This is a genomic window from Nocardia sp. NPDC004123, from assembly GCF_053603795.1.
Window position 1 is genome coordinate 258,596 of sequence record NZ_JBSGGG010000002.1, and the last position, 14,536, is coordinate 273,131.

General features: G+C 64.7%; 9 protein-coding genes. 6 read left to right on the forward strand and 3 right to left on the reverse strand.

Translation table 11 applies throughout. The features are described from left to right. Positions 1-6 precede the first annotated feature (6 nt). Positions 7-7,731, reverse strand: a complete 7,725-nt coding sequence (locus ACWEQQ_RS03640) for an ADP-ribosyltransferase (RefSeq protein WP_452347003.1) — start codon at positions 7,729-7,731, stop codon at positions 7-9. A gap of 262 nt (positions 7,732-7,993) precedes the next feature. Here ACWEQQ_RS03640 and ACWEQQ_RS03645 point away from each other — a divergent pair, with 262 nt between their 5' ends. From ACWEQQ_RS03645 to ACWEQQ_RS03665, 5 genes are all read left to right on the forward strand, one after another. Continuing rightward, positions 7,994-8,857 carry a hypothetical protein gene (locus ACWEQQ_RS03645; RefSeq protein ID WP_452338346.1) on the forward strand — a complete coding sequence of 288 codons (864 nt, stop codon included), beginning with the start codon at positions 7,994-7,996 and terminating at the stop codon, positions 8,855-8,857. Between the two features lie 104 nt (positions 8,858-8,961). Continuing rightward, positions 8,962-10,503 (forward strand): hypothetical protein, encoded by a 1,542-nt coding sequence (locus ACWEQQ_RS03650; protein ID WP_452347004.1) that lies wholly within the window; start codon positions 8,962-8,964, stop codon positions 10,501-10,503. 37 nt (positions 10,504-10,540) lie between these two features. Further along, positions 10,541-10,864 carry a WXG100 family type VII secretion target gene (locus ACWEQQ_RS03655; protein ID WP_364605532.1) on the forward strand — a complete coding sequence of 108 codons (324 nt, stop codon included), beginning with the start codon at positions 10,541-10,543 and terminating at the stop codon, positions 10,862-10,864. Positions 10,865-10,866: 2 nt separating this feature from the next. Next, positions 10,867-11,370, forward strand: coding sequence for a YbaB/EbfC family nucleoid-associated protein (locus ACWEQQ_RS03660; protein ID WP_364605534.1), 504 nt, complete (start codon positions 10,867-10,869; stop codon positions 11,368-11,370). Positions 11,371-11,679: 309 nt separating this feature from the next. Then, positions 11,680-13,155, forward strand: coding sequence for a hypothetical protein (locus ACWEQQ_RS03665; RefSeq protein WP_452347005.1), 1,476 nt, complete (start codon positions 11,680-11,682; stop codon positions 13,153-13,155). Between the two features lie 5 nt (positions 13,156-13,160). Here ACWEQQ_RS03665 and ACWEQQ_RS03670 read toward each other — a convergent pair whose 3' ends face one another. Further along, on the reverse strand, positions 13,161-13,508 hold the full coding sequence (locus ACWEQQ_RS03670) for a toxin-antitoxin system YwqK family antitoxin (protein ID WP_379394550.1): 348 nt from the start codon (positions 13,506-13,508) through the stop codon (positions 13,161-13,163). Between the two features lie 47 nt (positions 13,509-13,555). Further along, positions 13,556-14,110, reverse strand: coding sequence for a hypothetical protein (locus ACWEQQ_RS03675; RefSeq protein ID WP_379394548.1), 555 nt, complete (start codon positions 14,108-14,110; stop codon positions 13,556-13,558). Positions 14,111-14,219: 109 nt separating this feature from the next. Here ACWEQQ_RS03675 and ACWEQQ_RS03680 point away from each other — a divergent pair, with 109 nt between their 5' ends. Beyond that, entirely contained in the window at positions 14,220-14,534 is a 315-nt protein-coding gene (locus ACWEQQ_RS03680; RefSeq protein ID WP_452347006.1) for a hypothetical protein, read from the forward strand. The last annotated feature ends 2 nt before the right edge of the window (positions 14,535-14,536 follow it).

A 14,536-nucleotide genomic window follows, 5' to 3' on the forward strand; every position in this document is an offset into this window, starting at 1 on the left:
CAGATCTCAGCGACCGTTGTACGGGGTGGCTGGTCCAAAGTTCGCCTCCTTGTTCGAGAACGCTCGTTCCTTGGTAACCACCGACTCCACCACGGGCTTACCGTTCAAACCAAGCTGCACGGTGCCGTCGGAATTGCGTGCGTAGGTAACCTCTTGCCAGCGCATGACAACCGAAGCCGGAACTCCGTCGGCTTCTCTGATCATCTTGACCTGATAGTTTCGAATATCCTGATGATCCTGACTCGCGAATTCGACTAGCTGGTTCTCCTTTGCCCGCCACGATGCAGCATGAACCCATCCGTCTCGATCATTTCCGGAGTTCGATGCTGCCATCTGCGGATGCATGTTCAGATATTCACCAAGACCACCAAGCTCATTCGCGAGCAGGTGCCCGCCCGCCCACTTGATACGAGCCTTCGCTCGTTCAAGGAGGGTCAGCGTACGCCCGGGAGGGTTCTTCGGGAAGGCAGCTTCCCCTTCCTGGTTGGCACGCTTCTGCGCGCCTTTCTTGCTGTCGTCGTCGCGATGGTTCTTGTCCTGCCCCCGCGCTTCGACATCTCCAGTGAGTCGATCCGTCTGGCCATGCTCGTCGGTATGGAAGTTCAGTAATTTCTCATTGTTATGAAAATTTGGAACCTGATATTGAACGTCCGGTAGCAATGGAAAGCTCAGGTCGGGGTTGAATCCAGACCATTTTCCCTTGCCATCGACGGCCATATCACGTGCACCAGGAGTAGCCTCAACCCATTTGACGACACCATCACCGTCGGTGAAAAATGTTGTGCGAGTGCCATTTTGGTTGACCACAGGGTATTCCGTCCACGGGTGGAGCCCGCCGTCTCCGGCCAAGTCACCCAGCGGCTCAGGTGTCGGATCCGGGCTCTCATCCGGCCGAAGTCTGTCAGGCTCCGTGTTGCCGTCCGGCACATTATCACGGTCACGGTGTGGCGCTCGGATCTCTTCGTGCACATCGAGCGGCCGCCGCGGCGCGTGCGGATTCTCGGGATCCGGGGGTCGGTGACTAGGGCGATTCCATTCCACGAATCGCTCGTTGTACTTCGGATCGCCCGAATCGATGATCACATCGTCTTCGAGGTCCGCGTACCTCGAAGAGGCCGAATCGCCGTCGAGCCCGTGTTCATCGTGCGGCGAATCAGACTGCTCGTCGTGCGGCGAACTCGGATGCTCATCGTGCGGCGAACCCGAATGCTCATCCGCTGTCTCATTGCCGAGAATGTCCCAGCCATCTCGGGTGTCCCCGCCTCTGGGCAGGTCCGCGTCGACAAGGGGATCCGGCTGGTGGACGGTGGGTTCGGGGGTTCTTCCGTCCGGCCCTTCCGGGTGGAAGGTCTTCCAAGTGCCTTCGTTGTGGACGACCGCTGGAGAATCCGGGTGAGCCCTCACACCGACCAGATCGGACGGGGCCCGGACCGGGACACCCAGTTCATGAGCGATGTGTTGGGCCCAGCCGATTTCGTTTCCGCTGTGGCAGGAGATGAGGCGGACCGGGGTCCCCGGTACATAGTCCGGGTTGTTGCGGATTGCTTCTACGACCTTTTGCGGGTCGATCTCGTGGCCGCCGTCGGCGGTGGGGCGGCCGAAGCGGTCGCCGTGGAGGATTACATCGTGTTCGCCCTCGTTACGGAGGTTTTGGAAGACTCGCTCTACTTCGGGGGAATCGCCTAGTGAGGTGCGGTCGGTTCCGTAACGGACGGGAGGATCCTCGGGGACCAGGTCTCGAGTGTTCGGAGCATGGGTAGCCTCGCTATCGCTGGGATGGGTGTTGGCATGCTCCGGCGAAGTTTCGTGAATGGCTGTGTGGCTGGGGGTTTCGACCAGATAGATGCGAGTGACGCCGAAGAGGTTGGCGTTGGGGTCGTGGACCACGCCTCGGACTTCGAACGTCGCGTTGCGGTCGAACAGGATCTCCTTCTCAGCCGGACGGGCCGAAAGCGGGCTGACTTCACGACCATTCGTCGAGTGCATGATGAATTCGACATTGCCGGTGAAGATTCGGTTGCGGTCGGTCGAGGTACTGGTGAATGAGGGCTCACGAACTGTGGCGCCCTTCACGTAGCGAGCGAGGTCCTCGGGTGAGAGGTTTGTGCCTCGCCATACCGTGCCTTCGAAGGTAGGAAGCTTATCGAGCGCCGAGGAGATATCGTCTGCGAGTTCCGCTTGATGGGGATCCAGGTCAGTGCCACTGCGAAGGCGCTTGTTCAGATCGGCGTAGACGCCCGCGTCGGGGTCGGTGTAGCGGTGCAATGCATCTTGCTCGTGTGGGGTGAGCTCCGATGGAGCACCGGCTCCCGGCAATTCGTGAGCGGGTTCCGAGTTCGGCTCGTCAGCTGACGAATGTTCCTTGGATGGCTCGGTATGATCGGCGACCTCTGAAGGGTGCTCAGTCGTGTGCGTCGGAACCGCGCCATGACTTTCAACGTCCGATGGGTGCGGCAGTAGGGCCTTGTAGTATTCATTCAGATACTTCGCGAACTCGAGGTTGTACTCGTTGAACAGTCGCATCGCAGTCACCGCTGTCGAGCGGTCGAGCATTCCGAGTTTGTCCATCAGGTCGCCGAGTCCGAGTCGTAGTCCGGGTAGTTCGGCGGTGCGAGTCGGATCGTTGTAGGCGGCAGCTATGTCGGCGATGCGCTCATGCATCTCGTTGAAGCGGTCGGCCAGATGCGGTGTGAGCGTCGAGGGTCGATCGGCAGGATCGGTCGGCACATGTTCGGGTCCGTTGTCTTCGGCATGCGGAGCCTCTTGCGGGTGCTCCGGCTCGACCGGATGCTGCGTCTCGTCGCCCAGCCGAAAGGGAACGTGGTCTTCGTCGGGTCCGTCCGTCGGAGGATGAACCGGATCCGCTTCGGGCTTGTCCGTCGTCGAGTTCGGATCGTGGGCATCCGTGACTTCGACGTGCGGCTCGTGGACGTAATCCGCCGGTACGAGGGTTCCTTTGACCAGGTAGTCGACGTACCCATCGTCGTATCTCGCGCCTTGCGGATCCTCGATGACATCTGTGATCAGGAAGCGGGATTCACGCTGGAGGATGAGTTCGTTCTCAGGTCCGGACAGTCCCTTGTCGCCGACCCACGCGCCCTTCGATCCAGCCGGAACCTCTAGTTCCATACGGACTTTGAGCCTGAATTCTTGAGGCGGGGTCGGTCCCAGACTGGTCGACATGTAGCCGTGGTCGTCCTGGACCGTGCCCTTCAGCAGTTTTGGATTACGACCGTTCAGTGGCCGGCCGTCGGGTCCGATGAGACGGTCGAGACTCCTCATGCTGATACCGCGCGAAACCTCCACTCCCTCGGGAAGCGGACGATTCGTTGCTTGGTCGAGGTGAGCGACCTGAGATCGAAGGATGTCCATCGTCGGGTCACCACCGAAATACTCACGCATCGAAGGCAGCTTGCCGGAGTTACGCCACAGCTCCTGGAGCCGAGCGTGCGGATTGTCCTCGTTGAGGATGCTGTCGATCGCAGCGCGCAGGGGCGGATCGAGATTCGGATCGCGAGGATCGGGATGCTCCGCAAGCAATCGCTCGAGCACTTCGATCTTCGGCATAATCGGGCTGCCGCCGGTGAGCCGCATCAATTGCCCGTAGTGGACTTCGTCCTCACCGAGCTTGGTGAGCAACTTCACCGGGTCCGCCGCGCGCAAGAATTCATTGATCCAAGACTTCTTGGTGTATGCCTGCAGCTCACGTAGTTCAGGGCCGGACATCATGTCTCGGATAGGACCGAGTATCTCCTCGCCATAGTGGCGGGCAGCATCAGGTGTGTCGAAACGCCGGATCGAATCGTGGGCGGGACCACCGACCTCATGATCGGTCGGATGGGTGAATTCGTGGGTGATTGGTTCGTGCTGGGGCTCGGGGTGCTGCCCTTGATGCGCGGGTTCGGAGCGTGAATCCGGCTGGCCTATACGGGCTTCCGGGCGAGTATCGCGGACATTCGCCGGAGTGGTCTCAGGGGTTCGTTCGAGCGGATGTACCGGGTTGCCATGGGAGTCGTAGACGATGGCGTGGGTGGATTTGACGTTGGTGTGGTCCGGGGGGAAGGAGTGGGGGGCGCCGGGGACGGCGTTGTCGTGGACGACTAGTCGGCCGCCGTCGTTGGTGATGGTGTAGGCGTGGGCGCCGATGTCGTTGGCGTCTGTGGGGCCGTGGAATTCGTCGACGACCAGGGCGGTGGCGCCGTCGCCTAGTCGGTGGAGTTGGTCGGCGATCGAGCCCAGGGTTTCGTGGCGGTCGAGGTGGGCGCCTGCGGCGTTCTCGAGTTCGGCCGCGGTCATGCCGTGTTCGGCGATGTGAGCGTCTTCGGGGACGTGGACGTCGGGGTTGCCGGTTAGCTCGTGGACCTGGCGGAGGGCTTGGGGGCCGCAGTCGTTGACCTGGGAGTGCGTACGATCAGGGGCGACCGGGGTTGGGTCCTGGGTGCGGTGCTGGTTGACCAGATCGTCGTAGCCGTACGGGTGTTCGCCCTGATGGACATTGGGTTCGGGAGCGCGGAAGCCCGCCGGGTCGTGGGGCAGGGAGCCGATGTTGCGCTGCCACGCGTTGAGGTCGTCGCGGCCCGGGCGAGGGTATTCGGGCAGGGTGTGGGGGCTCTCGCCGTTGGCGATACGGGCGAAGTTGTGCAGGGACTCGGTCGGGACCGTGGCGCCCTTGTCCAGGTAGTTGTAGTAGCCCGTGTGGGTCGAGATGTCGCTGAGTGTGTGTATGCCGCCGGGGAATTGGGCGGCGATGCGGTTGGCGCCGAATGCCGAAATGGCGGGGTCCATTCCTAGGCCGTTGCCGAGACCCGGTGCCATGCGGCTGATTTCGCCGTGTGCGTTGGCGCCGATCCAGGTAACCGGATCGCGCGAGGAACTGGCGACGAAGATGTTGTGCGCGCCGATGCCGAAATCCGCGGCGTGCCCCACCGGTCCCGCACCGGGCGATCCCAGCAGCGTGATGGTGGATATGTCGCCGGACAGGCGCCCGCCCGCGCCCGCGAAGGCCGTGGTGGTGGAGCCATAGCTGTGGCCGAACAGGTGCACGTCGGGTGTCGGCGAGCCACCGGGCAGGGCGGCGTCCGAGCGACGGGATTGACTGAACGCGGCCACATCTCGGGCGAGGAGTTGGCCTCCGCGTGAAGCCAGCCGCGCGTCGGTCATCTCGCGCAGGATCTTCGGGAATCCGCTCGGCGCGTCATAACCGATCCACGCGATCGACGCGACCTCGGCGGGATCCCTGTTCTCCGAAGTGGCCCGGTAGTGGTTGAAGGCGTTGTCCAGGTTCGTTCCCAGACTTCGCACCGTGGTCGTGATACCCGGAACGTGGAACGAAACGGTGGACGCGTGCTGGGTATCACCGAATGCGACTACCGCGCGACCCTCGCCGCCGAACGCCTCCGAGTCGTAGGAGAGCACCTGTACCGGCGGCTCGTGACCGGCATTCTTGTCCGCGAAGCTGCGAGCCAGATCGTCCGCGTGCTCGAGGGCTTCCACGGTGGACCGCAGGTTCTTCCACTGCCGGACGCTCTCCGGATCGGTGAACCGGGTGAGGAACTTGTCGACCCGCGGATTCTGTTCGCGTACCTGGTTGATGTCGCGCGCGATCGCCAGGCGGTTGGCTTCGTCGCGGATGTGCGGTGGGATGCCGTCGGCATTGCCGAGCTCGTGCGGGTGGACGCGCAGCATGGCGTCCTGTTGCTCCGGGGTGAGCGAGTGCCACCACTCGTGGTTCTCGGTCGCTCGGTCGTGCGCGGCCCCGACAGAGCTGTCCTGTTCGTGCGCAAGGTGTTCGGGCGTCGCCTCCGGGCCCAGGCGATCCAAGGCTTCACGAGCGTGCGCGTGCTCGGCCTCGGTGACCGGCGAATCCTTCGGCAGCACAGGATGTTCGGGGTCCCGCGGGAGCGCGGGCGTGGAATCGTGCGGCGGCGTCGAATGGGTGGCCGTCGGGTCGGGTGCCGGACCCGACGCCGGGTGATTCGGGCCGCGTTGGTCGTTGGGTCCCCGGTTGTGCTCTGTCGGAGACCCGGACGGATGATTCGACTGCCCATCGGGCCGCGGTTCCCTTCCGCCCAAAGGATTCTCGGGTCGCGCGCCGATTCTGGAAGCCGGACCGCTACCGGCCCCCACCAGATCCCTGCCGTCCGGCCGGCCGGCCGCCGGTTCCGCTGTCCGCGCGGACTGGCTCAGATCCGTGTGCTCGCCCACGCGAGTGGGAACGTCCTGCCCGGTGGCCCTGGTACTCATCGTAGTCAGCGCGGCACCGCCATCGCGTGCCGGGACGGCCGTGGCTCTCGGTTCGGCAGCCTGCGGGGTCTGTGATCCGGGTGCGTCGGCACGCGCCGTATTCGAGGTGACCGGTGTTTCGGGTTTCAGCGCAGCTGGTGTTTCGGTGCGCAGTACACCGGGCGTCTCGGCGCGCGGCGCGCCCGCGGGGGTTACCTGACGCTGATCAGCCGAAGCCGGTGACTGCCCGGTGTTGGCGGCCTGCGGACCGTCCGCCGGACGCGCCTCGACAACCTGTGGGTTGTGCACCTGCGCTTGCGCATTCGGTGCGGCTTGCGGCCCGCCGGCCGGAGTTTCGTGCTGGTTCCCGTGGTCGGTCAGTTGCGCTTTCGGCTCCACCGATTGGGGATGCTCGGCCGCCGGAGCACCATCTCGAGCTGCGTTCTCGGCGGGCAAAGGCGTCTGCTGAGGCTGCTCACCGATCGACGGCTTGCCGGTTTCGATCTCAGGCGTCTTGTGCTGCTCAGTGATGCCCGACGGAGCGCCGTCGGTCTTGGCTCCCGCAGTGGACAGCTTCGGCTCGCCGCCCTTCCAGGGCGACGGGACTTCGTGGGCGACACCGGGCAGCGTGCCTCCCGCGATACCCGCGGTGACCACACGGGGGTCGAATTCCCAGTTGTGCGTAACACCACCGCTGACGACCCAACCGCCCAGACCGGCCACACCACCGGCGACTCCACCGCCGAGGAAGTTGGCGGCCTTCTGCGTCACCATCTTCTGGGCGACGTCCTTCGACAGCGGGCTCAGCAGCATCTTCGGGACGTATTTGCCGACGGGAGCGGCGATCAGACCACCGACAGCACCACCTGCCGCTGACAACCCCAACTGCTTGTAATCGATACCGTTGCGGCGTCCGAATTCGTTCTGATAGGCCTGGATCGCACCGTCCTGCAATCCACCCAGCGCACCACCGATGAGTACCTGCTTCAGAATGAACTTCTTCAGCGCGATCTCACCGGCCTTCTCGGCTTCCTTGCCGAGGAAGTCGATCGCGCGCCGGGTAAGGATCCGCACGGTGATCCGGCCGACGCCGATGATCGCGCCCTCGGCCATCGGCGCGGTGGGCGGAAACGCCCACGCCGCCGCGATATCCGCGGCCAGCGTGATCAGCGTCGTGTAGAACATCAGCTTCGTGTATTCGAGCTGTGTCCCGGTGTTGTTCGCGGTTCCCGCAATCGTGTCGAACCAGTCCGCGAGCTTGTCGATCGATTGGTTGCCGGTCCGCATGTCCGACAGCTGAGCGATGATCTTGTCGCCGCCGTCACCCGTCGGATAGGCCTGGCGCACCGCCGCGATCGCGGCATCGATGTCGGCATCGATACTGCGAATATCCTTCGCGGCACCGGTCCAGTCGTCGGCGATCCCCCACATGAGGTCTTCATTGCCTTCGGGCCATTTCATGCCGACGAGCCAGCCGAGACCTCCCGCCGCGGGCGGCTTCCAGATCATCGCGGACCGCCTGCGACGAGAATCACTCGCGCAGCGGTGGCTTCAATCAGACACCCCCGTGACCCCACTATCGCCCCCGAATACGCGCTGATCTGTATTGCTGATTCGCTGTCCAGCAGCGCATTCGGCGCGCGGACAGTTCACGATCTCGCGACACGCTGCCACAGAACGCGCCGACGATCAACTGGGAAAGCGACCGCCGTTATCGATCGGCTAGGGTCGGCAACGGAATCGGGACAGCCGCCACCGAAGGAGTGTCACCGTGCGATCACTGTGGTTCATTCCGCACGGCATCGCCGTGGTCGGGCCGGAGGAGAGCACCGGATATCGGGGCGGGGTCTCCTCGACGCTGAAGCCCATCGGCAAGGCACAGGCCGCGGCCGTCATCGCGCACGGGCGCAGGCGTGCCTCGGAATTGGTCTCGCTGTTGGAGGGCGCGGGATTCACCGCCGACGGTGACGGCTCCGAAACCTGGAGCGCGAATGCCTTCGTCGGCGAGGGGTTCAACCGGGTCGACAAGGGATCCAACGGCCGCCTCCACGAGATCACCGCCGGATTCTCGGGCCCACCAGCGGAATTCGATGAGCTGGTGAGCCGTTTCGTCGCGATGCCCTCCGATGTCGTCGGCGAGGTCGAGAACCGCACCGCGACCCACCGCAGGACTTGCCGTGTTCGGCTGGCCGACGGTTCCGGACACAGCGGCATCATCACGCTCGTTCAGCCGAAGGATTCCCGACTGATCACCGCGGGATTGCAGGTGACCGGCGGGCCCTACTTCTACGGTTGGGCCAAGCGCCCGGCACTCTGGCGGATACCGTTCACGAACACCTCCGACCACTACCGGCACAGCGAGAAGAACCGGCAACGCGAGGCGGAACGCCTCGGGTTTTTCGATCGCCGTCCATGGCCTGTGCACGCGGCGGCTCCGGGCGGGATGTCCGCGGCCGAGGCATCGAGCCGAATCCGGATGTATCTGATCGGTGCCGGCGTGGATATCGGGGCCATGGGCTTCGCCCCGCAGCGCATCGACGGTGGCTGGGACGTCGTTCTGTCGGGCAGCCCGACGGCGACGCTGGATGCTCTGCGCATTACCGACGAGGGCTACGTAAGCTCCCGCGAACTCTGAGCTAACCACACCCCGGCCGACACCGACACCTCGAATGTGTAAGGTCGCACAGGTATCCGACCGGGGTGAAAGGCGCGGGACCGGTCGAGGAGGGGAGTCGGGACGTGAGCAGACCTCAGGGCGGGAATCCGGACGACGAATTCATGAAGTCGTTCATGGCTGGGTTCGCGGAGTCCAACGCGGAGCCGGACATCGGATTCAGCCTGGTTTCGCATCCCGGTCCCGAAGCGGTGGCCGATGAGCAGGAGATCATCGAGCGAGCGCGGGGATTGACGCATCGGATCGCCCAGGAACTCGCGGCCGCCGCACCGGAGAGTTGGGAGCGAGTCGACGCGACCTTCGCGTGGACCGTGACCGACAAGACCTGGAGCATCGTGTATTCGGCCGGGGAGCAGGCGGTTCAGGTTGAACCCGCGCAGTCGGTCCTGCAATTGGTGCAGGAGCAGCGCGACGTCGCGGCGGGGATGAGCGAAGGACCGTGGTGGCGGATCCGAATCAGCCTCAATAACGCGGGCCAGGTGCAGACCGACTACGACTACGGCGACGAGCCGTTTCCGGACAACCAACTATTTCCGGCCGAGGCGTATCTGGCCGATCTGCGCGAGTACCCACGCAACCGACTACCCGTTTGGCTGGCCGCGTACGTGAGCCACGGTGGACGCCTGATGCGCTCGCCGCGAGTCGCCGCGGAGCAGGCTCGGTCCGATCGCGCGAAGGAGATTCGCGGCCAGGCGACGACCGAGGTCTTCCCGCCGCTACCGCTGATGTGGTCGCACTGGACCACGCTCGCAGCGGTATTCGTCGCTCTCGACGCACCGAACGGCCCCCGGATGCTGCCGTCGCTCGCCTGGTTCGAGGGACCGAATCGCAGTGGGAGCACGCTGTACGTGCTGCCGGGAGATCGGGCGGTCATCTCGGGCGGTGTGCTCAACGCACCCGAACTCGATGCTGTCTACAACGACGGCGCTCTACTACCCAGCTTGTACGCGGGCGCACCGGATTGGGTGACCGACGCGGTGTTGAATCCGCGGGCGGCCACCGGGCAGCTGACCTTCTGCTACTGGTGGGAGGACGGACAGTGGTTCCGGGGGGAATCGCCGGACGGTCCCGGCATAGCTGGCGCCGTACCCGGTATCTGGACCACCGACTCGACCATCGACGTGATCCTGCAGGTCATGACGTCCGCCGGGAAGACGGTCACCGATGCCACCAGATCCGCTGTCGCGACGCTGGTTTCGGCGGCACAGGCGGGACTGGTGACCTACGAGACGGTGGCCGCGGTCTTCGATCCGGCCGAGCACGAAGTAGATTCGGCCCTCAACCAGTTCACGCTGGCGGGCCTTCGGACCTTTGTCACCGCGCCGCCGCTGAGCCGGATCGACGCCATCGAGCAGGTCAGCCGATTCATCCTGGCGCGCGGTACCGACACCAGCGGCTACCCCCTCGACCAGTTGACCGCCGAACGAATCGACAACGGCTGGATGGTTTTCGTGCCCACCCGACCGGGCGAGATCATGATCGGTCGCGCGATCTACTACATGGCCGACGACGGCGTGATCGAACCGTCCTCGTCCTCGGTGCCGCCGACGGTCTACATCGCGGGGTTCACTCAACGGTTTCAGGAACGGATGCGGCAGCGCGGCTGACGCGCTGACCGGCTGCTATGGGGAGGAGTAATACCTGATGACAGACAAACTCGACGTCGATCCCGAGCTATTGAAGAAGGCGTCGGCCAAAACGGACCTGGTCAACAGTCGGCTACGCGGGGTGGTGGACGGTCTCATGGCCAGCACCGGCGGCAAGGGCGAACCTTGGGGAAACGACAGCTACGGCACGGAATTCGCCGGGACCGAGGACGGGTCCGGCTATCTGGCCGCCCGCAAGACGCTGAAGGGTCTCTCCGAGACCCTGGCCAAGAACGCCGAGAACAACTCCGATGGGCAGAACCAGTCCGGCAAGAAGCTCGACGGTACCGATCAAGGTAACGCCGACGCGTTCGGCAAGTAGCCATGGCCAATGAGAGCGTGAAGGCCGAATTGGCCTCGATGCTCGACGAGTTCCAGCAGCAGATGCGGATTCTCGGCGAGATGCAGCAGAAACGGGCGCAGCTCATGGCCACCGGGTACGCGCTGCAGAAGCGGGTCACGGTGGTGGTGAATGCCGATGGGACGGTTATCGAGACCCGCTTCGACGACGATCTCGAGGGCCTTTCGCTCCACGAGTTGAGCAAGGCCGTCACCGAAGCCGCGCAGGCCGCGGCCACCGAATTGGGCCGCAAGAGCGCCGAACTCACGAATCCGATTCAGGAACGGCGCGGACGGATGCCGAAGATGTCGGACCTCATCGAGGGCCTGCCGGACCTCACCGAGCGAATCCCCGAACCCATCCCAGCCTCCACCGCACCCCCGAATTCGCCGGAGCGACACCAGAACAGCGAATCGATCATGACCTTCACCGATGTCGAAGATCTGGATGACATAACCCCCGGCCGGATTCGCGCGGACGACTGGTGAGGCTATGGCGTTGCTTGTCTATTACCGGCAGGTGCGCCATGAGCCGGACGAGGCGGAGTACTGGTTCGGGCCGAGGCGGGAGGAGATGAGTCGGACCTTGATCATCGATAAGGTTCGGCGGACGGCCTGGACCGATGGGGTTGAGGACATGCTGTTTCGGGCGGCGGCGGGGCACATCTTGTATCGGGAAGGGCGCGAGAACCTATGGCCTACACACGGAATGAAGGCTTCATGAGTGGGCCTGAACCAGTGCCGGGGAGCGCGGGACAGGTGGGTGGAGCACGGGGCGTCGGACGGATCACCGGGGTCTTGCTGCTTGCGGCGGCGGTGTTGGCGTTTGCGATGTTCTGGCTGCCTGTGATGTCTATTGGGCTGCATGGCAGTTGGGACATCTATGTCTGGAAGAGCAACGGGCATGGGATGCGGGCTACTGACTACTTCACTGCTGTGCCGTATGTGCTCATGGTGATGGGTGGCGGGGTGGTTGGGACGTTGCTTGCTGCGGGGGTGGGGGCTCGGCGGCGGGTGTTGTTTTGGGCGGCGGTGTTTGCGGGTGGGCTGATGGCGCAGATGGCGTCGGGTGATGTGGTGGGCTATGCGCGCCAGTTCGGGGATCATGTGTCACCGGGGTTCGGATTCTGGGTGATCATGCTGGTGATGTTGGTTGGCATCGCGGCTTTGGTCAGTGGGTTGCGGGATGCTGCGGTGGCGGGACGTGGGGCGGCGCAGGAGCTCGTTGGTGGGGCGGCGGATCGGGTGGGGGCCGTTCTCCTGCTGGTCGCGGCGGCGGTGAATCTCTGGAGTTCGTTCCCCGCGTTGGTGCGACGTTCCTCCCATGTCATATCCATATGGGAGGGCGATGACGGCTCTGTTCCGTTGCCCGCCGTGCATTTCTCAGTGGGATTGATCGCCGTCGTTGTCGTGGCCATCGCCTTACTGGCCGACGCGGGGGTGCGGAACGCGGCCGTGCGAGCGGCCAGTGGTGCCGCTGCCGCGTTGATCTTCGCGAATGCGATCAGCGGGCTGAGTATCGCGTTCGACCTGGGGGGACTGAACTTCTGGGAGTACGCGGGTGCCGGGTTCTGGTTGACGATGCTCACGCTGTTGCTGTCCTTCGCCGCGACCGTGGCGGGGCTGGTGGCGCAGTTGGCGCGGCCGCGGCTGATGGCTCAGCCGAGGCCGGGCTATACGCCGGGGTTCGTGCCGCCACCCGGCGCGAACCCATTCGCACCGACTCCCGGATCGAATCCTTTTGCGCCTGTGGCGCAGCCCGTACCCGGTTCGAATCCGTTCGCGCCCGCGACGCCTTCGCCGAACCCCTTCGCGCCCGCGTCACCCGCACCGAATCCCTTCGCGGCCGCCGCTCCAGCATCGGAGGTCGAAGCAACCACCAGGATTGCGCCGGAGCCGGCTGCTGTGCGACCGCCGCGAATGGCGAAGGTTTATGACGGCAAGGACGCTGACGGACGTCCGGTGGCGGATCGTCCTGCGGTGGAGGGAAATACGCGGACTGCGGTGTTGGCGTACTTGGAGTCTGCGCCGATTGTGCTGGCGGCCAGGAGTTTCGAGCAGGATGAGTTCGCGCCTGCGGATCGGGATGTGCCGCTGAACTTTCGGACGGATGGCGTGTGGGTTTGGGCGGGGGCGGTGGCTCATTATCTGCACAAGCACGGTCTGCCACCGGAGCTGGAACTCGTAGAGCACATTACGAGTCGTGGATTTCGAGTCGGCGAGGTCAGCAATGCCGCCCAGGACGCGGCCATTCGTGTGATTACCGGTAGCTGAGCGGGTCAGGACTGGATCGGGTTGCCGGACTCGTCCCACTTACGGGTCGCGATGGGGTCGCCCTCGTCGTCGAATTCCTGCTCGCTCGCGAGTTGGCCATTGTGGTGCCAGGTGCGCCAGATGCCTACCGGCGTGCCGTAATTGACTTGACCTTCGGACTTGAGGGGGCCGTCGGCCCACCATTCGCGATCAGGGCCGTGGGGGATGCCGTCGACGTAGAAGACCTGGAACAGGAGTTGGTCGCCGATGGTTTCGACTGCCTCGCCGGTGAAGGGCTCACCGCGAAACGTCAGGCGGAGATCGTCGTCGGTGGCGATCTCACGGCGACTCACGCGGTAGTCGATCCTGTTCATGTGTCCCTCTCGCCGGCGGTCTTCGCCCAAACCTATCGAATCGCCGGTCAGCGGTCGGCGAGGGCGGCGGCGTAGGTGTCGCGGAGGGCTTCCAGGCGGGGGCGAGTGAAGCGGCCGGGTTCGGTGTTGTAGGTGGTGCGGCCCTGCGCGGAGGTGAAGGCCGGGGCGGGGATTCGGTCGGCGGTGGGCGGGAGGAATTTCAAGGTCTCCTCGACCGCGGCCAGAGCGGTGGACAGGGTGTGGCGGGCGGCGCGCTCGGCGCGGGCATCGAGGCCCGCGGGCGTGGGCGGGACCTGACGGATGCAGACGTCGGAGTACCAGAGCCACACGCCGGGGTCGAGGAGTTCGGAGGGGTTGTCCAGGCCGAAGCGGACGGAGTCGGCCGGCGGGGGCAAGACCTCGGCGGGGAGGCGGAACTCGTAGGCGCGCGGTGTGCCGCACGACGGGCAGTCGCCGGTGTAGCGGCTGGCCAGGTCACCGTCGACGGTGATGACGGCGCTACGGAATTGGCAGCGGGTCTCGCCGCAGGTGGGGCAGGGTTGCAGGGTGAGGTAGAGACGGGCCTCGGCGTTGGTTCTGGCCAGCGGGAGGGTGTCGGGCATGGGGGCTCCTTCGGCCGGGTGGATGGTGTGGGAACGATCTTGCCAGGCGGGCGGCGGCACGTCTCGTTCATGTTGTGTTCACTGATCGGTTGTGGGACAGTCAGATCTTATGGCCGGGAGAGTGCAGGTACATCCGGAGGCGGTACGTGATGCGGCGGGCTTCGCCGCGGATATCCAGGCGCGATTGCAGTCCATGGCCAGTAATGCCCGCGCGGCGGTCTCGCCGGGCGCCTCAGGGTGGGGCGATGACGATTTCGGCGGCAAATTCGCTGACGGCGCCAAGGGATTCGTCACCAGCAGCGCGAACCTGGCCACCGGCACCGAGAACCTGGCGAACTCCTTCGACAATCTGCACGGCGGGCTGACCAAATCCGCCAATCAGCTCGACACCATGGAGCACGGCAATTTCGACACGTTCGCGTAGGT

Coding starts and splice junctions, on each gene's coding strand:
- ACWEQQ_RS03640 (WP_452347003.1), bottom strand. CDS start 7,731: ATGATCTGGAAGCCGCCCGCGGCGGGAGGTCTCGGCTGGCTCGTCGGC.
- ACWEQQ_RS03655 (WP_364605532.1), top strand. CDS start 10,541: ATGACAGACAAACTCGACGTCGATCCCGAGCTATTGAAGAAGGCGTCG.
- ACWEQQ_RS03660 (WP_364605534.1), top strand. CDS start 10,867: ATGGCCAATGAGAGCGTGAAGGCCGAATTGGCCTCGATGCTCGACGAG.
- ACWEQQ_RS03670 (WP_379394550.1), bottom strand. CDS start 13,508: ATGAACAGGATCGACTACCGCGTGAGTCGCCGTGAGATCGCCACCGAC.
- ACWEQQ_RS03675 (WP_379394548.1), bottom strand. CDS start 14,110: ATGCCCGACACCCTCCCGCTGGCCAGAACCAACGCCGAGGCCCGTCTC.
- ACWEQQ_RS03680 (WP_452347006.1), top strand. CDS start 14,220: ATGGCCGGGAGAGTGCAGGTACATCCGGAGGCGGTACGTGATGCGGCG.